The organism is Nostoc sp. DSM 114160 (assembly GCF_053470305.1).
Map to the genome: position 1 here is coordinate 2883507 of NZ_JBPFGO010000001.1, position 21807 is coordinate 2905313.

15 protein-coding genes, 1 tRNA gene and 2 pseudogenes are annotated in these 21807 nt (G+C 40.9%); 7 read left to right on the forward strand and 11 right to left on the reverse strand.

The features are described from left to right. Positions 1 to 54: 54 nt before the first annotated feature. Positions 55 to 127 (reverse strand) — tRNA-Ala (locus tag NSTCB13_RS12875). A gap of 68 nt (positions 128 to 195) precedes the next feature. Here NSTCB13_RS12875 and trhO point away from each other — a divergent pair. Beyond that, positions 196 to 1110 (forward strand): oxygen-dependent tRNA uridine(34) hydroxylase TrhO, encoded by a 915-nt coding sequence (gene trhO / locus NSTCB13_RS12880; protein ID WP_448272611.1) that lies wholly within the window; start codon positions 196 to 198, stop codon positions 1108 to 1110. A gap of 15 nt (positions 1111 to 1125) precedes the next feature. On the opposite strand, the gene NSTCB13_RS12885 is transcribed toward trhO, so the two are convergent. The 3 genes and pseudogenes from NSTCB13_RS12885 to psbA form a co-directional block, all read right to left on the reverse strand. Further along, positions 1126 to 2625 carry an ATP-binding protein gene (locus tag NSTCB13_RS12885; RefSeq protein ID WP_445628204.1) on the reverse strand — a complete coding sequence of 500 codons (1500 nt, stop codon included), beginning with the start codon at positions 2623 to 2625 and terminating at the stop codon, positions 1126 to 1128. Positions 2626 to 2632: 7 nt separating this feature from the next. Next, positions 2633 to 4962 (reverse strand): annotated as a pseudogene (locus NSTCB13_RS12890) (PAS domain S-box protein). 676 nt (positions 4963 to 5638) lie between these two features. Continuing rightward, positions 5639 to 6721, reverse strand: a complete 1083-nt coding sequence (psbA, locus tag NSTCB13_RS12895) for a photosystem II q(b) protein (protein ID WP_448272612.1) — start codon at positions 6719 to 6721, stop codon at positions 5639 to 5641. 1180 nt (positions 6722 to 7901) lie between these two features. Here psbA and NSTCB13_RS12900 point away from each other — a divergent pair. Next, entirely contained in the window at positions 7902 to 8273 is a 372-nt protein-coding gene (locus NSTCB13_RS12900) for a DUF2237 family protein (protein ID WP_322666773.1), read from the forward strand. A 106-nt stretch (positions 8274 to 8379) separates the two neighbouring features. Here NSTCB13_RS12900 and NSTCB13_RS12905 read toward each other — a convergent pair whose 3' ends face one another. From NSTCB13_RS12905 to NSTCB13_RS12925, 5 genes are all read right to left on the reverse strand, one after another. Beyond that, positions 8380 to 10533 (reverse strand): hybrid sensor histidine kinase/response regulator, encoded by a 2154-nt coding sequence (locus tag NSTCB13_RS12905; RefSeq protein WP_445628201.1) that lies wholly within the window; start codon positions 10531 to 10533, stop codon positions 8380 to 8382. A 4-nt stretch (positions 10534 to 10537) separates the two neighbouring features. Continuing rightward, positions 10538 to 11110, reverse strand: a complete 573-nt coding sequence (locus NSTCB13_RS12910) for a chemotaxis protein CheB (protein ID WP_322681953.1) — start codon at positions 11108 to 11110, stop codon at positions 10538 to 10540. 64 nt (positions 11111 to 11174) lie between these two features. Further along, on the reverse strand, positions 11175 to 12038 hold the full coding sequence (locus tag NSTCB13_RS12915) for a metal ABC transporter permease (protein WP_448265083.1): 864 nt from the start codon (positions 12036 to 12038) through the stop codon (positions 11175 to 11177). A gap of 45 nt (positions 12039 to 12083) precedes the next feature. Further along, the gene (locus tag NSTCB13_RS12920; RefSeq protein WP_445628198.1) at positions 12084 to 12863 is read right to left on the reverse strand and encodes a metal ABC transporter ATP-binding protein; all 780 of its coding nucleotides are present in this window, start codon (positions 12861 to 12863) and stop codon (positions 12084 to 12086) included. Positions 12864 to 13013: 150 nt separating this feature from the next. After that, positions 13014 to 13985 carry a metal ABC transporter substrate-binding protein gene (locus NSTCB13_RS12925; RefSeq protein WP_448272613.1) on the reverse strand — a complete coding sequence of 324 codons (972 nt, stop codon included), beginning with the start codon at positions 13983 to 13985 and terminating at the stop codon, positions 13014 to 13016. A gap of 818 nt (positions 13986 to 14803) precedes the next feature. Between NSTCB13_RS12925 and NSTCB13_RS12930 the strand changes: the two genes are divergently transcribed. The 5 genes and pseudogenes from NSTCB13_RS12930 (at position 14804) to NSTCB13_RS12950 (ending at position 19325) form a co-directional block, all read left to right on the forward strand. Beyond that, positions 14804 to 15304 (forward strand): DUF2231 domain-containing protein, encoded by a 501-nt coding sequence (locus NSTCB13_RS12930; RefSeq protein WP_322681949.1) that lies wholly within the window; start codon positions 14804 to 14806, stop codon positions 15302 to 15304. Then, positions 15301 to 15918, forward strand: coding sequence for a DUF2231 domain-containing protein (locus NSTCB13_RS12935; RefSeq protein WP_445628196.1), 618 nt, complete (start codon positions 15301 to 15303; stop codon positions 15916 to 15918). Before NSTCB13_RS12930 ends, NSTCB13_RS12935 begins: the two co-directional genes overlap by 4 nt. Before the next feature lie 118 nt (positions 15919 to 16036). Then, positions 16037 to 16951, forward strand: a complete 915-nt coding sequence (locus NSTCB13_RS12940) for a cytochrome c oxidase subunit II (RefSeq protein ID WP_445632212.1) — start codon at positions 16037 to 16039, stop codon at positions 16949 to 16951. 13 nt (positions 16952 to 16964) lie between these two features. After that, a pseudogene (gene ctaD, locus NSTCB13_RS12945) lies at positions 16965 to 18627 on the forward strand (cytochrome c oxidase subunit I). 95 nt (positions 18628 to 18722) lie between these two features. After that, positions 18723 to 19325: a cytochrome c oxidase subunit 3 gene (locus NSTCB13_RS12950; RefSeq protein WP_322681946.1), complete on the forward strand. Its 603-nt coding sequence runs from the start codon at positions 18723 to 18725 to the stop codon at positions 19323 to 19325. Positions 19326 to 19440: 115 nt separating this feature from the next. Here NSTCB13_RS12950 and NSTCB13_RS12955 read toward each other — a convergent pair whose 3' ends face one another. Continuing rightward, the gene (locus NSTCB13_RS12955) at positions 19441 to 20037 is read right to left on the reverse strand and encodes a hypothetical protein (protein WP_445628193.1); all 597 of its coding nucleotides are present in this window, start codon (positions 20035 to 20037) and stop codon (positions 19441 to 19443) included. Between the two features lie 202 nt (positions 20038 to 20239). After that, entirely contained in the window at positions 20240 to 21592 is a 1353-nt protein-coding gene (locus NSTCB13_RS12960; protein ID WP_448272614.1) for a helix-hairpin-helix domain-containing protein, read from the reverse strand. Positions 21593 to 21807: the final 215 nt, after the last annotated feature.

Sequence of the window (21807 nt, forward strand, 5' to 3'; positions counted from 1 at the left end):
TGCGTAGACTAGCAAAAACAACGGGCATCACGCATTTCAATCAAAAATTTTCAATGGAGGTTAGCGGACTCGAACCGCTGACATCCTGCTTGCAAAGCAGGCGCTCTACCAACTGAGCTAAACCCCCATACTAAAATAGTAGATAACTTTGATTACCGTTGTTATTGTAACTTATATCGTTCTATTACCAAAGGGATGAAGCCAGAAAATATCCAAGTTGTCGCAACATTGTATAAATTTGTTAAGCTGCCAGATTTTACCGAGAAACGAGAGCCTCTACTGTCTTACTGCCAAACGCAAGGTGTCAAGGGGACTATTTTGCTGGCACTTGAAGGGATTAACGGTACAATTGCTGGTTCGCGTCAGGCGATTGACTCAGTTCTCTGGTTTCTGCGTTCTGACCCCCGTCTAGCAGACTTAGAATCCAAAGAGTCCTATACCGAAACCCCACCTTTTGAGCGGATGAAGGTGCGGTTAAAGCAAGAAATTGTCACTTTGGGGTTGCCAGAAATTGACCCAAACGAACAAGTTGGTATCTATGTCAATCCTGAAGAATGGAATGATTTAATTTCCAATCCAGAAGTAACCGTGATTGACACCCGCAATGATTATGAGGTGAATATCGGTACTTTCCAAGGGGCAGAAAATCCCCAAACTGAATCATTCCGCGAATTTCCCGATTATGTGCGCCACCATCTTGACCCAATTAAACACAAAAAGGTTGCTCTTTTTTGTACAGGCGGTATTCGCTGTGAAAAAGCTTCATCCTTCATGCTTGCACAAGGCTTTGCAGAAGTCTATCATCTCAAGGGCGGCATTCTTAAGTATTTGCAAGAAGTTCCAGCACAAGAAAGTTTATGGGAAGGAGAATGTTTTGTTTTTGATGAGCGGGTAGCCGTTAGTCATAAATTGGAGAAAGGAAGTTATGAGTTGTGCCTCTGTTGTGGGCGCCCGATTTCAGAAGAAGATAAACTGTCTCCCAAATATGAGCAAGGTATCTCTTGTCCCTATTGTTTTGATAGCCTCACGGAGCAGAAAAGAGCGCGTCAGCAAGAAAAATGGCGCCACTACCGAACCCAAGTTGGCAACAAAAATCAGGATGTGAGTTGAAGAATAATTTATAACTCATGATTCAGAATTTAATGGCAAAATTACTGTAAATTTAGTACCAATTCCAACTTCACTTGTGACACTGATTTGACCCTGATGAGCATCAACGCATCTTTTAACAATTACTAACCCCAATCCAGTACCCTGAATTGATTTAACATTTGAAGCTCGGTAGAATGATTCAAACAGTCGAGCCTGGTCTGGTTCGGGAATACCCATACCTCGATCTTGAATGTAAAAAGTTGCTACTTTCTCAACTGGGTCGCATATTAAATCAAACTTAATCTTGCCACCTTGGGGAGAATATTTAACCGCATTTGAGAGAAGATTTGCAAATAGGTAATGTAAGAGTCCTTCATCCATGACAGCGGACGTATTCTCACTATGACACGTAAAAACAATTTCACAAGCGCTGCTTTTAACAATCAAAAAATCTTCGATTAACTCTTGACAAAATTGCTCTAGGTTAAGGGGAGCAGGGTTGAATATGAGTTTTTCTGCTTCTGCTCGACCCATAAACAGCACTTCTTCCATGAGTTTTTCCATAGATTGGACAGCACCTTGAATTCGCTTTAAATAGATGCCTCTTTTTGTATCTGTCAAATTTGCTCCTTGCATTTCCATGAGTTCTACTGCGGTTTGAACAACAGTTAGGGGATTACGGAACTCATGAGATACAGTAGAGATAAATAGGGATTTGAGACGGTTAAGTTCTTGCTCCTTCTCTAATGCTTGCTCTAGCAATTTTGTTTGATGTCGTTCGCTAAGATCCCAAAAAACAACTACTACACCATTTATCTGGCCAGTTCCTCGCTTCAGTGGAGAAGCACTATCGCCAATGGGAACTCTTTTGCCATTTTTTGTAATCAGAGATGTGAATTCCCCTAAATAAACAGCCTGTTGCTCGCGCAGCACTTTTGTCACAGGGTTTTCTAATGTTGTTTCTGTCACTTCATCGACAATATGAAAAATTTTTGCTGCTTCATTTCCTAAAGCATCTTTTTGTTGCCACCCGGTCAGTGCTTCAGCTGCGGGATTCATGAATGTCATCTTTCCCTGTTCATTAGTAGCGATTACAGCATCACTCATTGAGTTTAAAAGGGTTGCTAACTGATCTCGATTCTCCCGCAGTTCGCGTTCTAACCGATGTTTTAACAAACCAATCTCGATCGCGATTTTTAAATCTTTTGTAGTAAATGGTTTAACGATGTATCCGAAAGGTTGGGTAATTTTGGCTCTTTCTAAAGTATGATCGTCCCCATAAGCGGTTAAATAAATTACAGGTACATCTAACTGTTCGCGAATCTGAATAGCGGTAGCAATACCGTCCATCTCACCTTTAAGAATAATATCCATTAATACTAGTTCTGGTTGAGTTTCCGATGCCTTGGCAATGGCAACTTTTCCAGATGAAGCTGTACCCGTAACAATGTATCCTAGTTGACTGAGTTGACTAGCAATAGTTCTAGCCACAATCACTTCATCTTCAACGACTAAAATCTTAGCTTGACCCATTTGATATTTACTGATGCAAAGTTAACTGCGTAAATTTTATTTTGAATACTGTTCCACGATCGCTCTCTAGAGTAATATCGCCTTCGAGTTGTTCTGTAACCAAGTCATGTACTAACGACAGACCCCCAAAGAATCAGTATTTCTCCAATCTAAATTATCTGGTAAACCAATCCCATTATCTCGGATAATCATCTCGATACTGTTGTCAATATTGTGTAAAGCAATACTGATTGTGCCTACTTGTTGATTGGGAAAAGCGTGTTTGAGGGCATTGGAGATTAATTCGTTAATCACCAATCCACAGGCAATAGCTTGATCGACATTCAAGCTTACTGAATCTATATCAGTTTCTAGAGAAATTTTACCAGGGGATATTTGATAGGAAATTAGTAAGCTAGCTGCTAAATTATTGATATAGTCAGCAACATCAATTTGTCCGATATTAGCGGAAGTATATAAATTTTTGTGAATTAGAGATATTGACTCAATTCGATTTTGACTTTCTCGAAGAACTTTGATTATTTCTGGATCTTTGAGTGTTTGAGACTGAAGTTGTAATAAACTGGAGACAATTTGCAAATTGTTTTTAACGCGATGATGAACTTCTTTTAAAAGAACTTCTTTTTCAGCTAAGGCTGTTTTTAACTTTATTTGCGCTTTTTGTCTTTGAACAAGTTCCGTTTGAGCTTGCGCTAAGATGCTGGATTGTTGAATTGCGATCGCTAATTGAACTGTCAGTTGATCGAGCAAATCTAATTGATTTTCTTCCCACTCCCGAAAACTAGAGCATTGGTGAGCAATCAGTAAACCCCAAATGTGAGAGCCAGGGTTTTGAGAGCTTACTTCTAGTAAAATCGGCACAACTAAATTTGCCTTCACCTCAAACTGTTCTAACAGGCGAATATGGCAATCAGTTAGTCCCGCTTCGTAAATATTAGCGATCGCTCGTTTGCGTCCCTGATAATATTCTACTCCTGAGCCTGTTTGAAAACACGTATCATGAATTTCTACACCCAAAGAAACCGTCCATCCAGGTTCCACTGATTCTGCCATAATTGTGCCGATCATTTCTGAGTCAAACTGATAGACTATTACTCGATCGACCCCAAGTAAATCTCGCACTTCTTGAACTGTTGCATTTAGAATATCTTGAAGATTTAAAGATTGACGAATCCGTTGAGCAACAGTTCGCATCAATTGCTCCCGCTCGGCTTGAGCTTTTAGAGCTAGTTCAGTTTGCTTACGTTCTGTGATATCTTGCCCAATACCAATAATTTGACCATTTGAAAGGTAAACATTAGTCCAAGAGGTATCCAGTAAACGACCATCGCGCACCTGAGTTTTAAAGTCACCCCAAATGCGTTGTGCAGACTGAATAAAATTAATTACATCCTGTCGATATTCAGGATTAGGATATAGCACTTCCAAGACATCACGAGTTTGGAAATCTTGAAATTTCCAACCGAGAATATTTTCCCATTCTTGGTTCACCCACTGGAGTTCACCATTGGTATCGATCAGGGCAATCATTAATGGTATGCTTTCAAAAATTATCCGCAAAAACTCATTTTGTTCTTGAAGTTTGGTTTCGGCATTTTTGCGGTCATTAATATCATTAAATACTGTTAAAATGGCTAATTCATTATTAAAAACTAAATATTGTAAAGAAGCGATCGCCCAAAAACGAGTTCCATCTGCTTTTTGTAATTGCAGTTCATAATTATGAATAAACCCTTGTTGATTAAGATTTGCTAACAACTCCTCTAAATCTGTTAAATTATGATATAAATCTACAATTGTTTTGCGATTAACTAAATACTCTGGAGAAAACTGAAATGTTTGAAGCAATTCTGTATTAGCGTATAAAACCAACCCATCAGACACACGCGAAATAATGAATGGAACAGGAATAGCTTCAGAAATAACTCGAAATCTAGCTTCACTTTGTTGAAGAGTTTTTTCTATTTGTTTGTGTTCTGTGATGTCTCGTATATGAACTAAGCGAGCCTTATAATTGCCATAGTCTATTGTCTGTGTGAAAATTTCAACATCAATAATCTGTCCGTCTTTTCGCTGATGTCGCCATCGTCCAGTAAAGTCCAAGCTAGAATGCTTTTGTCGTAAATATTCAAGTAAAAGAGGCACATCTTCTGAAGGGCGAACGTCAGTTATTCGCATTTGCAAGAACTCTTCTCGTGAGTAGCCGTAGTGAACAACAGCAGCTTCATTTACATCTAAGAATTGCAGATTATTCTGGTTATATACCCACATAGGATTGGGATTTTTAGAGAAAAGGAAATTAAAACTCCTTTGGCTTTCATTTTCAGAAAATAGCATTAGTGGTTTTGTGATAAAAGTTTTTATTATGTACTAAAATTTAATTATTTATTTTGAATCTAAAATGATTATTAATTTTTTTTGCAAAATTTGTTTTTTTCCGATCCAATCTTTTAGTGATTCAGAATTTGATGTATAAGCTCTTTAATATTTAGGGATAAAAAATTGGTCTGTACTCAAAAAGACTTCCTACAGAGGTATATGTCGGTTCAATATTTATGCAAATCTTGCAGTGTAAAATATGTCTGATAGTTTACACTAAGAAAATATCACTTGCACATAAGAAAATATCACTTGCCCAGTTAGGAGGAAGATAAAATAGCCTGAAATGCCTACATACTAAAGAATGTGGCAATTTATGATAAAACAACAAATAGCATTCATTCTCAATAAGCATGATTTAATGATAAAGTTGCTTGAATTCTACGAAAAACACCTGAAACAGGAACTTGGACTTGCGGAATATTTAATACTAAAAATCCTGAGTAATTTATTACAATCTATAAAAGAACTAATTAAGGATGCGTCAATTTATTATTGATAAGTGATGTCTATTCCCATATATTTATAAATTGTTAGGAAAAGTGGGTTAAAGCAATTTGTAATTCATATACATTAAAACAAAAAGCGCCCTCCGTAAAAGGAGAGCGCTTTTTGATTTAGCTAAACTTCAGAATTAACCGTTGATCGCAGGAGCAGTCAGAGCAACAGGAGCGGAATCACCAGCAGCCAAATCCAGAGGGAAGTTGTGAGCGTTACGCTCGTGCATAACTTCCATACCCAGGTTAGCGCGGTTGATTACATCAGCCCAAGTTGAAATAACACGACCTTCAGAATCAATGATTGACTGGTTGAAGTTGAAACCGTTCAAGTTGAACGCCATTGTGCTTACACCCAAGGCGGTGAACCAGATGCCGATTACAGGCCATGCTGCTAAGAAGAAGTGCAGTGAACGGCTGTTGTTGAAGGAAGCGTATTGGAAGATTAACCGACCGAAGTAGCCGTGAGCCGCAACGATGTTGTAAGTTTCTTCTTCTTGACCGAACTTGTAACCGTAGTTTTGAGATTCGGTTTCGGTTGTTTCACGAACCAAGGAGGAAGTTACAAGAGAACCGTGCATCGCAGAGAACAAGCTGCCGCCGAATACACCTGCTACACCTAACTGGTGGAAGGGGTGCATCAAGATGTTGTGTTCTGCTTGGAAGACGATCATGAAGTTGAAGGTTCCACTTATACCCAAGGGCATACCATCACTGAATGAACCTTGTCCGATCGGGTATACCAAGAATACTGCACTTGCTGCTGCTACTGGTGCTGAGTAGGCGATCGCAATCCAAGGACGCATTCCTAAGCGGTAGGATAGTTCCCATTCACGACCCATGTAGCAGAATACGCCAATCAGGAAGTGGAAGATTACCAACTGGTAGGGACCGCCGTTGTACAACCACTCATCAAGGGATGCTGCTTCCCAAATTGGGTAGAAGTGCAAACCGATGGCGTTGGAGGAAGGTACTACTGCACCAGAGATGATGTTGTTTCCGTAAATCAAGGAACCTGCTACTGGTTCGCGGATTCCATCGATGTCTACTGGAGGTGCGGCGATGAAGGCGATGATGAAGCACGCGGTGGCGGCTAGCAAGGTCGGTATCATCAATACGCCGAACCAACCGATGTAGATCCGATTGTTGGTGCTGGTGATCCATTCGCAGAATCGATCCCATACATTGGCGCTTGAGCGCTGTTGTAAGGTTGCTGTCATGGTTTTATGATTGCGGTTGTTTATGAATCAGGCAACTTTGTCTTTGCCTGTGAAATTACTTTACACTGCTTTACAAAATTTAATCAAGTTTTATTACTACAGTAAATCTGATATGAGTTATCAGGTTTGCTTATTTAAAACCAAACAATGAGGCAAGAATACGCCAAAGTCATCTTTATATATAGCAGTGCGCAGTTGAGTGAGATACAAAAACTTTGCTGAAATGATTTGACAGTAAGAACTTTGGTGTTCTCATTCAATCAATAACCGCTATATGACATTACATATCTGGTTATATGGCTCTATGTTTACGATTGCTCAACGGAAGTAACCCTCTGTTCGCATAGCCTTTCGTAGAAAAGGGAACAAAAAATTCTGATGGTCAGAAGCACTTTGATTTGTAAAGACTGGCTCCTCTATTACACTAAGAGACTTCTAACAAATAAATTATCCAATCTTGTAGGGTGGACATCTTGTCCGCCCAAGGCTTAGAGCGCTCGTGTCGCCATTGGTGTCAACTTAACGTGAGAGCCAGCCTAGAGCAAGCTTTGAGATATTGTCTCGTTTTTCTGCTCCGACTGGGAGTGCTGTCAAGGAGGCTTTGCCTCTCTTGCTGGCGGCAGCAGCCCAATTGAAGTGCATTTCCTAGCCTCTGGCTGGAAACGAGGTTCTAAAGAAGTTTCAGCTTAAGTTGACACCAATGGCGAGACGCTCACCCCACAAAAAGTAGTTGAGTATTTTTTTATTTGGAGTTTCCCAATGAAAAATGACTACAAGTATTATTTGCTTACTTCTTTGGGAATAATAAGTTTGTATATTACCGCTATTCTAAAAAATTAACCCTCAGCTTACCACTGAGGGCTTTTTTTGTTTGGCAAAATGGCATATCTGTAAAATAGAAGGTTGCTATGGTATTTGAGTAGGATACATTCCATGCGAAAAGTACTGACTTGCATTACCCCTGGTTAATTAGCCAGGGGTTTTTATTTCTATTTAAAATGAGAGCGATTGCTCTTAGATATTCTGCTGAAAAATTTATTTTTAACGATTTTGAGTAAATAATTTTAGCATTCCCTGGCTTTTGGGAATTAATTAGCGATCGCGATTTTTCTTGAACCAGGAAATTGACAATAAATATAAGCTTATATTAAGTGGAAAAATCAAGTACAACGAATTAACGATGACAGACGCTAAAAATGTAATCGATGGAAACCTAGAGGTTTGCTGTACTTCTCCCGTGACTGGGTTTTACCGCGACGGCTTTTGTCGTACAGGTGGTCAAGATTTCGGATCGCACGTTGTATGTGCCCAAGTGACATCAGAATTCCTAGAGTTTACCAAATCACAAGGGAACGATCTCAGCACACCTGTTCCTGACTTTAATTTTCCTGGATTGAAACCTGGCGATCGCTGGTGTTTGTGTGCTTCTCGCTGGCAAGAAGCTCTAGAAGCTGGCGTTGCTCCACCCGTAATACTTTCAGCAACCCATGCTAGAGCTTTAGAAGTGGTTTCTCTAGACGAACTGAAAAAACATGCTCTAAGTTCGTCTTGATTGGGCATTGGGCATTGAGCATTGGGCAGAGGGGCAGAGGGGAAAGACTTACTGCAACTTCTTTCTTGCTCCCCTGCTCCCCTGCTCCCCTCTTCCCAATTCCAAATCAACTCACTCGAACTTCAATAGGCAGTTCTAAGATATTGGCAACCGCAGAAATCAACTTATTGGGGTCAATTGGCTTAGATAAATGCTGCTGAAACCCAGCTTTTAGGGCTTTTAAGCGGTCTTCCTCTCGCGTGTATGCTGTTAAAGCGATCGCGGGGATGCGTCCACCTTTTTCTGGTTCTAAAGAGCGCAGTTTCCTAATCAGTGTATAACCATCTTGCTCTGACATACCGATGTCGCTAATCAGGATATCTGGTTTTGCTTGTTCAACTACTACTAGCGCTTCATCAACTGATGCTACCGCACTGGCAAAAGCCCCATACTCCTCAAACATAAAACTGAGAAAGTTACGGGTATCTGCTTCATCATCTACAACTAAAACTCTTAATCCAGCAAGGGGTGTCGATGCCACAGGGGAAGAAATTTCTCCTGTAGCTTCTCTACTCACCCTACTACCCTTATTGTCTTGTAGAAGTGGTAGTCTTACAGTAAAGGTTGCTCCTTGTCCAGTACCTAAACTTTCGGCAAAGATTGCACCTTTGTGCAGTTCCACTAGATGACGGACGATCGCTAATCCTAGTCCTAATCCATTGTGCGATCGCGTTGTGGTACTGTCTGCTTGGCGAAAACGCTCAAATACTTTGGGTAAAAACTCGGAACTAATACCAACGCCTGTATCGATAACTTCAATTTGGGCGTACTGAGATTCTAAATTTTGAATTTTGGATTGTATATTACTGCTTTCATCAGTGTTTGAAGAGGCTAAATTCCCATCAGATCCCAATCCAAAATCCTTCGACTGAGCGCTCACGCTGAAGTCTGAAATCGAAAATCCAAAATGCTTTGATAGCCTAACCTCTACCCTGCCACCTTTAGGGGTAAATTTTATTGCATTAGTTAGTAGGTTCCAGACAATTTGCTGTAAACGGGCTGGATCGCCATAGACCGATCCTATGGAAGTATCCAGCAGAGTATTTAATTGAATCTCTTTTGGCTCTGCTAGAGGACGCACTGCCTCTAAAGCTGCCTCCATCACCGAGATTAGATTGACTGCCGATACGTTTAACCGCAACTGACCGCGGATAATCCGGGATACATCCAAAATATCCTCAATTAGTTGCATCTGAGATATGGCGTTGCGTTCGATCGCTTCCAAGGCGCGAGAAGTGGCTTTTTCGTCAAGTTTCTTGGTGCGGAGGATTTTTGACCAGCCTAGCATTGAGGTTAGAGGCGTGCGCAGTTCGTGGGAGAGAACTGCTAGAAACTCATCTTTCATCCGATTCGCAGCTTCTGCTTCGTGTCTTGCCGTTTGTTCGCGAATCACTTGAGCGCGGACTTCTTCTGCTTGCTTGCGTTCGGTAATGTCTTCAAGAGTGCCTACATAACCCAACAAGTCTCCTTGACTGGAAAGCATCGGTGATGAGCGGACTTGAACCCAACGAATATTACCGTGAGCAGCTTGAAAGCGAAATTCTTCTGAGTATTCCCGACCTTCACAAATGTAAGCAGACCAACTAGCGATCGCTCGTTCTCTATCTTCTGGATGAACAGATTCCAGCCATCTCTTCTCTAAACTCTCTGCCGCTTTCAAGCCACAAATTATCTGATATCGGGGATTAGTATATTTACAGTTACCTTCAGTATCAGTTTCAAAAATGCCAACGGGTGAGCAGGTACTTAGCGATCGGAATCGTTCTTCACTTTGCCTGAGTTCGGTATTCACAGCTACCAGTTGCGCTGTTTGTTGCTTGATAGCTTCTGTTTTCTTAAATAGTTCTACAAATACTGTGACTTTAGAAGTCAAAATATTGGGGTCTAGTGGTTTGAGCAGATAATCAACAGCACCCAAGGCATAGCCTTTAAACAGCATTTGGTCGCTGGTGCTAAAGGCGGTAAGAAAGATTATTGGAGTGTGACGCGATCGCCCCCGATTGCGAATTAAGGTAGCAGTTTCAAAACCGTCCATCCCTGGCATTTGCACATCCAGCAAAATCACTGCAAAGTCTTGATGCAGCAGACACCTCAAAGCTTCTTCCCCGGAAGTAGCTCTCACGAGATTCTCCCCTAGTTTTTCTAGGATTGCTTCTAGTGCCAGCAAATTTTCTAGTTTATCATCTACTAGGAGGATGTTGACTTTGGATTCCATCTGCATCGGTTTATTTCGGTGATGATTGACAAAGCTTGACCATCTGGGAAGCAATGTTTGAGAGTGTCAAAATCCAGTCTACTTCAATAGCTGAAATTGCTGCCTCTGGCATAATGTCGCTTTCAGCTGTGGCAGGTTCTTGTACAATAGTAATTCCTCCCCGCGCTTTTATTTTCTTAAGACCTTGCATACCATCTTGGTTTGCTCCTGTCAATATTACACCAATAACTTCTTCTGTGTAGACATCAGCTGCCGACTCAAACAGCACATCAATAGATGGTCTCGCATAAGAAACAGGCTCATCAGTCGAAAGAGCAAAGTGACCTGGTTCAACCAGTAAATGATAATCTGCTGGGGCGATGTAGATATATCCCGGTAGTATTTCGTCCTTGTCTTCCACTTCGCGAATTTTCAACAAAGTGGATTCTTGTAATAAATTCTGGAGTGTGTTGCTAGATTCTTTATGACGGTGTTGTACGATCGCGATCGCTACAGGGAAGTCCGCTGGTAAATTACCCAAGACGATTTTCAGTGCTGATAATCCGCCTAAAGAAGTACCAATTACCACAATTTTAAACGACACTTATTTCGCCCTCACACCTACAGAATGCGAATTAGGTAAATAGCAAAGAGTATTTCATACTGAATCAGTCAGTGTTTTCTTGCTTCTTTGCTCTTCCCAGTAACCCATGCTTAGGTGCAAAAATCATTGCTACGATAAACAACAAGGTTTGCAACACAACTATGCAACCCCCCGTTGCACCATCGATATGATAGCTGATGTAAGTCCCCATGACACTAGAAAATACGCCCGATGCCATTGCAATTAGTATCATGTGGTCGAAACGGTCTGTTAATAAATAAGCTGTTGCTCCCGGAGTAACCAACATCGCTACAACCAGAATAATTCCCACTGTCTGGAGTCCGGCGACAGCAGTTAGCGAGAGTAATGATAGTAAAATATAGTGTAGCGCTGCTGTATTTAAACCGATAGAACGTGCATGAGTGGGGTCAAAACAAAATAATAGTAAGTCTTTGCGTAAAACAGCTATTGTTACTAAAGTAATTACGCTAATAATCACCGTTTGGATAATATCTTCATTAGAAATACCCAAGACATTTCCAAACAAGATGTGCGTCAAGTCTACGCTGCTGGGAGTTTTGGAAACTAGTACCAAACCCAGAGCAAAAAATCCTGTAAATACAAGTCCAATGACAGTATCTTCTTTAATTCTCGTTTTCGCTTTGATATAACCGATCGCAATAACTGAACCTACTCCAAAAACAAAAGCACCCACAGCAAAAGGGATATTTAAAACATAAGCAATTACAACCCCAGGCATTACTGCATGGGAAACAGCATCTCCCATTAATGCCCAACCTTTGAGGGTCATAAAACAAGATAAAACAGAACAAACCACACCAACTAAGGCACTTACACAAATTGCCTTCACCATGAATTCATGCTGTAGGGGTGTAGTGAACCAGTCTAAGAATGCAAGAGTATTCATATTTGTATAACTTTAATCCAAGCAATATCAACTAAAAATTCTCAATCAATCAGATTCACCTTGATTTCCACGGATTATCTGACTTTTGTTGAGAGATAAATCTCCAAGAGAACCACCAAAAGTCCGTGAAAGATTCTCTTCTGTGAAAACTTCGGATGTATCACCATAAGCTAAAATAGTACGATTAATGAGTACTACTTGGTCGCAGAAAGTAGTGATAGACGCTAAGTCATGAGTAGAAATCAAAATTGTATGACCTTCTTCTCGCAATTCCAGCAATAAGTCAATCATCGCTTTTTCTGTTTTGATATCTACCCCGGTGAAAGGTTCATCTAATAGTAAAACTGTTCCCTGTTGTGCTAAAGCACGGGCGAGAAAGGCACGTTTTTTCTGTCCGCCAGAGAGTTCTCCAATTTGGCGATCGCGCATCGACCACATTTGCATCCTTTCCAAACTCTCCCTCACCACTCTTCGATCGTTCGCCGACGGAATTCGCAGTATATTCATGTATCCGTAGCGCCCCATCATCACCACATCATGGACACTTACTGGAAAATTCCAGTCCACCTCTTCTGACTGTGGTACATAAGCAACCAAGCTTTTTTTCTGTACAGTTTTTATCGGTAAACCATTAATCAAAACCCTTCCTGTCACTGGCTTCAAAAAACCCATAATTGCCTTAAATAGGGTTGATTTACCACTACCATTCATCCCTACTAAACCACTGATTGAACCTGCTTGAATTTGCAAAGAAGCACCATGTAAAGCAACTTTGCCGTGGTAAGCAACTGTCAAATTTTCGACATCAATACTAATAGATTTCACAAAAAATAACCTCTAAAATTAATTAGTAGTTTGTAGTGAGCGGCTTTAGCTCTCTTTGCAAACACGTAACGTTTTCCAGAGAACAAAGCAGGACTAAAGCCCTTAATACCAGCTTATTTTCAATAGTTAGATTTATTCTTGCATACTTGCTCACTTTTCCTCTAATCCCTGAGTTAGAGTATTAATATTACCTTCTAGCAACTTGAGATAAGTTGGTGCTGGCCCGTTTGCTGGAGATAGGGAATCAACGTAAAATACTCCACCAAACCTTGCTCCCGATTCTCTCGCTACCTGACGTTGCGCTCCATCGTTAACTGTACTTTCACAGAAAACTACAGGTATTTTATTTTTTTTAACTATATCAATGACTTTTTCTAGCTGTTTGGGAGTAGCTTGTTGTTCAGAGTTAACCGCCCAGAGATAAGCTTCTTTTAAGCCATAATCGCGGGTGACGTATGAGAAAGCGCCTTCACAGCTTACCATGTAACGCTTGTCTGCTGGAACTACCGACACGGCTTTTCGCAGTTTCTCATCAACTTCCTTAATCTTTTGGCTGTATGCTTTGGCATTGGTGTTATAAGTCTCTGCATTCGCTGAGTCCAAATTAACCAATGCCTTACGAATATTCTCTACGTAAATCAAGGCGTTTTCTGGTGACATCCAAGCATGGGGATTAGGTTTCCCTTTGTAGGCATCCTCAGCAATTTCGACAGGCTTAATTCCCTCACTTAGGGTAACGTGAGGTACATTAGGAACGCTGTTATACAATTTCTGTGCCCAACGCTCTAAATTCAGACCATTATTCAAAATTAGGTCTGCTTTTTGCGCCCTCACCAAATCGCTAGGAGTTGGTTCATAACCATGAATTTCTGCCCCCGGTTTGGTCAAAGATTCAACAATCGCCTTGTCTCCTGCGACGTTTTGCGCCATATCTGCAATGACTGTAAAGGTGGTAAGAACTACTTTTTTACCTTTTTTATCTAGGTTGGTGTTAGTTGTGCCTGGGTTTGGACTTAACTGTGGTTGAGAATTGGAAATTGACGGGCTACACCCACTCAAACATAGCCACAATAGCAGCCCAGACGCTAAAGCCAATTTTTGCCCGTGCTGCGGTAGTTGCATCTGGTTATTGACATTAAATCTCATTATAGCAATTTCATAATCTTCTCACTTTTGTTTCACTTTAGCAGAAGTAAGAGAAAAATGAAAGAATTATGAAAATAATATTAGAGTAAAAAAGCGAACCTGTTGCAATAAAGTGTATTTCTGAGTTCTGGCTTAACCATGATTCCTTACTTTTATCTTTTTAAAGGTTTTTTTGAGTGATTCAAATATTTTTGTTATTTACATCACAAACACATATTTTACTATTGTGAAATACCTTACAGACAAATATAATATTTCCACGTTTTTATATTTTATAAATTGCAAAAATAAATACATTGTAAAAATATTTTTTTGTTAAAACACTAACTTTTAAAAGTTTAATATTTATTGTTTTGACAATTCATAAAAATTTACTTAAGCTAAAGGATAGGTTAAGCAAATCAACAAACGACAGCGATTTGATTTAGCTACATCAAAAATTGCTGTTGCAGACTATTGGCATAAGGAAATGAATCAAAACAAAAATTATTCCATGTAGGCAATTTAATCAAATTTGGCTACAAAAAGCTAAGACATGATTAAGCGTATTGTACCGCGCAGATATTGAACAGAATCCGAGCAATTATGGATGGATACTTGTGGTGATGTTAGTGAGTGTCCATCAATTATTGAAGCTTGACTAGCGATTTTAGATTTTTGATTAGAGTCTTCTAGTTTATATCTCGTCTGGGACGGAATAAATCTAAAAGACGCTCGCTAAGACTGCGCGATCGCCAATTCAAAAATCCAAAATTTATTGACCAAAGTACGGTAGATATGTCCAGGAGAAGACGATGCTTGAGTATTTGACATCTTTGAACGACCACAATTTGCCCTATCCAGATACGATTCATCCCATCGTTGTCCACTTCGTAATTGCGATGGTGTTGTTTTCCTTCTTCTGCGATGTAATCGGCTATTTTACTGGTAAATCCGGTCTTTTTGAGGTGAGTTGGTGGAATATGTTAGTTGCCACGATCGCCATCTTCGTCGCGATTATTTTTGGTCAGTTTGAAGCGGGATTAGCACAGCCTTACAGTTTAGCGAAATCGGTGCTGAATTTGCATACGCTAATTGGCTGGTCGCTTTCAGGAATTATCACAGCGATTACAGCTTGGCGCTATGTAATTCGTGCCCGCAATCCGCAAAAAGTATCGATTTATTATTTGGGAGCCGGACTAATTTTAACCTTAATAGTTGGCTTGCAGGTATATCTCGGAGATGAACTTGTTTGGGTGTATGGATTGCATACCGTGCCAGTTGTGGAAGCAGTAAAGGATGGTGTGTTGCGATGAACTCAGAATTAATTGACCAATTGAACGGCTCTTTAGGTGCAAACGGATTACCTTACACAATTCCCATCCATCCCAACTTAGTCCATCTGACAATAGGTTTGTTCATCATTGCGATGACCTTTGATATTGTTGGTGTTTTGTTCCCCTTTGAAAAATGGGTCTTCAAATTTTTGGCAATTACTGTCGAACGTGACAACTTATTTACTGTTGGCTGGTACAACATGTTAGCTGCCAGCATCATCACATTTTTCACAGTGGGAGCAGGCTTTTACGAAATGCTGTTGGCAACACCACCAGCAGATATAAAGAGTGCCTGGGGATTGCAGGCAATGGAAACTATGCTTTGGCATGGTGTGGGTGGTGTGTTCTTATTAGCACTGATTGTTAGCATGACCGTCTGGAGAGCATGGCAGCGCTTCGTTTGGGGCAAACAAGAATATAAACAGACAGATAGAGAAGTGCAATGGATCTATCTGTTCGCAGGCATTGCAATCATGTTCGTTATGTACATCCACGGCACACTAGGAGCGCAACTAGCCGCCGAGTTTGGCGTACACAATACAGCAGATAATTTGCTGCGATTAGGCCAAGACCTCAACACAACACTCAAGTAAGTCATTTGTCATTTGTCCTTTGTCCTACCCTGCGGGAAGCCGCAGAAGCGTCTATGTCATTTGTTTAAAGTTACTAACGATCGACCAATGACCAATAACCAATGACCAATAACCAATGATGAAAATCCAGAAGATTTTAAATATTTTGACGCTGCTTACAGGCGCGATCGCAGTGACTGTTACGAGTCTCTGGATCGGCAAGCAGGCTTACTCCTGGCTTCCTCCGCAAGCAGCAGCCGAATCCCTACTCATTGATGATTTGATTAGCTTCTTAGTAACCCTCGGTGCCTTCATCTTCTTGGGAGTAACAAGTACTCTGATGTATTCTGTAATCTTCCATCGGGTAGTCAAAGATGACTTCACTGACGGCCCTGCGATTGAAGGTAATATCACCCTAGAAATTGTCTGGACAGCAATTCCAATTCTTTTGGTATTTTGGATTGCAGGCTACAGCTACCAAGTTTACGAACAAATGGGGATTCAAGGCCCATCAGAACTAGTTCATCTGCATAATCCCCTGGCAATGGAATCAGCTTATGCAGCACCAGCTAAGGACTTAGCAGAACCTGTAGAAAAAATCGATGTCCTAGCTAAACAGTGGGCATGGGTTTTTCATTACCCAGAGAGAGATATTACCAGTACCGAATTGCATTTACCAAGCGATCGCCGGATACGTTTAGCACTGCGATCGCAGGATGTTTTGCACGGCTTCTATATACCTGCGTTCCGCCTCAAGCAGGATATTATTCCTAACCACGCGATCGACTTTGAATTTACTCCCATCCGCCCCGGACAATACCGATTAACCGATTCCCAATATAGCGGCACATACTTTGCGACGATGCAGGCAAATGTAGTCGTCGAATCTCCTGAAGATTATCAGCATTGGCTGGCACAAGCTGCAACCCAAAAGCCATCCCTAGCAAATAATCAGGCAGCTTCTGAGTATGCCCAAACATCCAATCAATCAGTCCAAACTGGTTGGGTTACAGTTCCACCTGCTGCACCTCCTCTAGTCAATTCACCTGGTTGAAAGGAAAGTAATCATGACTAATGTTCCTATTGAAGGTATTCTTCTCCCTAATGAGAAGCATAACCACGAATCTCCAAGTAGCTGGAAAGAATACTTCAGCTTTAGTACCGACCACAAGGTAATTGGTATCCAGTATCTCGTTACCTCATTCTTCTTCTTTCTCGTCGGCGGTATCTTTGCGATGGTGATGCGGGGAGAACTGATGACACCCGAATCAGATTTAGTCGATCGCACCGTCTACAACGGTATGTTCACCATGCACGGCACTGTGATGCTGTTCTTGTGGACATTTCCCTCACTGGTTGGCTTTGCCAACTATCTAGTACCCCTGATGATTGGGGCGCGAGATATGGCATTTCCCCGCCTCAACGCCGTCGCCTTTTGGATGGTGCCAGTAGTTGGGATTTTGATGATGGGTAGTTTCTTTGTACCTGGTGGCCCAGCTCAAGCCGGTTGGTGGTCTTACCCACCAGTCAGTCTCCAGAATCCCACAGGTAACTTGATTAATGGTCAAGTTCTCTGGCTCTTAGCGGTGGCAATATCCGGCGTATCCTCAATTATGGGGGCAGTGAACTTTGTCACTACAATCGTGAAGATGCGGGCCCCAGGAATGGGCTTCTTTCGGATGCCCTTGTTTGTCTGGGGAGTATTTAGCGCCCAGATTATCCAACTATTCGGATTACCTGCGCTGACAGCAGGCGCGGTGATGCTGCTACTCGACCCTCACGGTTGGTACTAGCTTTTTTGACCCTAGCAAAGGTGGGAATCCAGTTATGTTCCAGCACTACTTCTGGTTCTACTCCCACCCCGCCGTTTACGTGATTATTTTGCCCGTCTTTGCGATTTTCTCAGAAATCTTCCCAGTTTATTCACGTAAACCTCTATTTGGTTACAAAGTAGTTGCTATTTCATCCATCTTGATTGCAGGAGTAAGCGGCATTGTTTGGGTACACCACATGTATGTCAGTGGTACATCAGGCTGGATGCGGTTGATTTTCATGCTGACGACAATGTGTGTGTCTGTACCTACAGGAATTAAAGTATTTGCTTGGGTAGCAACTATTTGGGGCGGTAAACTGCGGCTAAATACCCCCATGTTATTTGCTCTGGGTGGATTAATCATGTTTGTGTTCGCCGGCATCACAGGCATCATGCTTTCTTCCGTGCCCGTTGATGTCCACGTTAACAATACCTACTTTGTAGTCGGACACTTCCACTACGTCCTCTACGGCACGGTGACGATGGGCTTATTTGCAGCCATCTATCACTGGTTCCCCAAAATGACTGGGCGGATGTACTCCGAAAGCTGGGGTAAAATCCACTTCTGGTTAGCCTTCATCGGCACCAACCTCAACTTTTTGCCTATGCACCCTTTAGGATTGCAAGGAATGTTACGCCGAGTTGCTTCCTACGCCCCAGAGTATCAATTCTGGAATATCATCGCTAGCCTCGGCGGATTTCTCTTAGGAATGTCTACCTTGCCCTTCATCTTCAACATGGTGATTTCTTGGATGCAAGGCGAGAAAGCACCCGCTAACCCTTGGAGAGCGATCGGACTAGAGTGGTTAGTATCTTCACCCCCCCCAGTAGAAAACTTTGAAGAAACTCCCATCATCATCTCCGAACCCTACGGCTACGGCAAATCAGAACCCCTAACAGCCAACCTCCCAGAATAACGCCAACCATCGGGAAGACGCAAAAACCCTCCGCGTACCTCTGCGCTTCCCTCCGCGTACCTTTGCGTTTCAAACTCCCCCTCTCAAAAACCAACATGGACAGCTATATCAATTCCCACGAATTGCCCCATACAAGCGCAGAACACAGTCACGACGAAGAAGGCAACAAAATGTTTGGCTTCATTGTCTTCCTCCTCTCAGAAAGCGTCATTTTCTTGAGTTTTTTCGCCGGATATGCCATCTACAAAACAACAACCCCTAACTGGCTACCAGCAGGTGTTTCTGGACTAGAAGTAAAAGAACCGGCAATCAACACAGTAATTCTTGTCGCTAGTAGCTTTGTAATTTACTTAGCAGAACGCGCCCTTCAACGCCATGACTTAGTGAAATTTCGCCTGTTTCTCTTAGCAACAATGGCAATGGGAACTTACTTTTTAGTTGGACAGGCGATTGAATGGAACGGCCTCGCCTTTGGTTTCACCTCCGGGGTATTTGGTGGAACCTTCTATCTACTTACAGGCTTCCACGGTTTGCACGTTTTCACTGGTATTCTGTTGCAGTTGATAATTTTGGTACGTTCTTTTCTACCTGGCAACTACGATACAGGTCACTTCGGCGTCAATGCAACTTCATTGTTTTGGCATTTCGTCGATGTTATCTGGATTATTTTGTTTGTCCTTATCTATGTTTGGCAGTAAAGATTGCTGGGAAGGAAAACCCAGATAAACTCTCTGGGTTGGTGTATGTGGCATTGTTAATTACTTTTATGCCCCATACACCATTCACTGTAATAACTATAATTTGGATCTTAGTTCAACCTTTCAAATTAACCTTCTCTTCAAATTTTGAGCCATCTTGATGAGATAAAAATTTTTGACTACTGTGATAACTTCTTCGCCATTGTTCGAGCTTATCTATAGATATTGATTTAGATGTAACATTCACACCATTTCCTCGCCAAGCAACTTCTGAATCTGTTGTGAAAACCCCGCACTCTAATTGGTCTAGCCTCATATTCCAATATTCGCTAAATCGACCTTTTAAAGTAATGACTTGCTCAAATACCTTGTTTCTATGCTTATTTCTCCTTTTTCGTTCTGTTGCTCCAGTTGCTTCTGTATCAATAAACTTAGTTTCAATTAAAAACAGACTACCTTTAAAGGTCAGGAAGACAAAATCACACTTTCCTAAATCTGTATAATCTGAAATTGGAGATTTTTCAAACAATAGCAATTCAGCGCACGAGGGAAACAATTCTTTAATATTTAGAAATAAATAAGCTTGCAATAGAAGTTCCTTATCATAAGGAAACAAGATTACTCCTTCAAAAAATTTTTGAATGTCATCGTGAGTTTGGGGTTGAATTTTTTTACAGTATGAAACAAATCTATGTAGCTCATTGACAATCATCAAGTTTTAACTCCTTCCCCCGGTCGCAGCCTTAAGGGTATTAGCATCAAAAGATACCATTCTCTCAAGGAAATTATCATCCGCATAAGTAACTAAAAAAACGATGAAAATCCTAGATACTTAAGGCAATTTACTGTTGACAGTTCAATAAAACGAATTTTTAAGTTGCTTTTTAGTATTGGTGGATTTTTCACACCTGGCCTCAGCTACCAGTCAGCGATTTTATATGAGCAGGAAAACTGGCATTTTGCAAAGCTTGAACAGTTATTCGAGAATCTTGTACGCAAAATTGCCAACCTAAGCGAACAAGTTTACGAGAAGTTTCAGTTTGAATAATTCCAATCACTGGCATTTTTGCCTTTTCTTTGTCTACTGAATGGTCTTGTAAAATCGTTTTCAAGCGATGTAAATCTTCCATATTACCTGCTTGCTGGGGATTTAATTCCACCATTACCATTTGTACTGTTTCCACTGGTTCTGCATCTTCAAGAATAAATTGAGTTTGCTCGTCACGTCGGTCTACTTTTCCCCAAATAATCAATCTAGTATCAACTTGGAGTAGGGAACTTATGCGTTCATAAGTTTTCGGAAAAACTATAGCTTCTAATTGTGTAGTTAGGTCTTCTACTTGCAAGATCGCCATCTGATCGCCTTTTTTAGTCACCACTTTTTTGACGTTATTTAACATCACAACTGCACAAAGCCGTGTATCTTCTCTTTGTTCTCCTAGTTGCGAAAGGTTAATTGGTGTCAAAAGTGGTGCTATTTGCCGTAAGGATTTCAGTGGATGATCTGATACATAAAAGCCTAATAATTCTTTCTCCATCTGCAACTTTTTCTGTGGGGGTAAATCTGTCACAGGTTTAGATTTGGGAGCAGTTTCAAAGGCATTATTTGCTCTTTGATTCTGAGTCGAAGAAAAGCCGTCGCCCAATAAATCAAATAGATTCCCTTGACCACTAGCTCTATCTTTCGCACGAGATTGTGCCCAATCATACACTAATTCTGAGTCGTTAATTAACTGTTGGCGGTTGGATTCAATTTTGTCAAAGGCTCCACAGTAAATTAACGACTCCAGAGTTCGGCGGTTAACAGCACGCAAATCAACGCGATCGCAAAAATCTGCAAGTGATTTAAACTCTCCTGTCTCATTTCTCGCTGACAAAATAGAAGCGATCGCATTTTGTCCCACGTTACGCACTGCCGAAAATCCAAACAGAATCTTTCCTGCCGTTGGCGTAAAATCAACACCAGAACGATTAATATCTGGTGGATCTATGGATATCCCCATATTTGTACAGTTAGTAATGTATCTCTGTACCTTATCGGTATCACCACTGTTAGCTGTTAACAGCGCCGCCATATATTCCAATGGGTAATTAGCTTTTAAATATGCTGTTTGATATGTTACATAACCATAGGCTGTCGAATGGGATTTATTGAAACAATTAGCAGCTATTAAGCCATTTTTTATTGTAAAATTATGGTCACGCTCCACCCCAATGTCATAAACATTTTGTTTGCCTAAATATTTACGTGTGGCTATTTTTATCATCCTACCTTACCTCGAAAAATTTTGTGGAGTTAAATAAAATTATGAAGTTTGTAGTATTAATAAGGTTGTAATACAAAATTATATCATTAGAAAACACTGCTATACTCTTACACAAAAGCAGCCAATATATATGAAAACTTTGGCAAACTATTCAAGAGATGGTTGATAGCCATGTATTTGCTGTTTTTAAAAACATATTAAACCCATTTCAATAC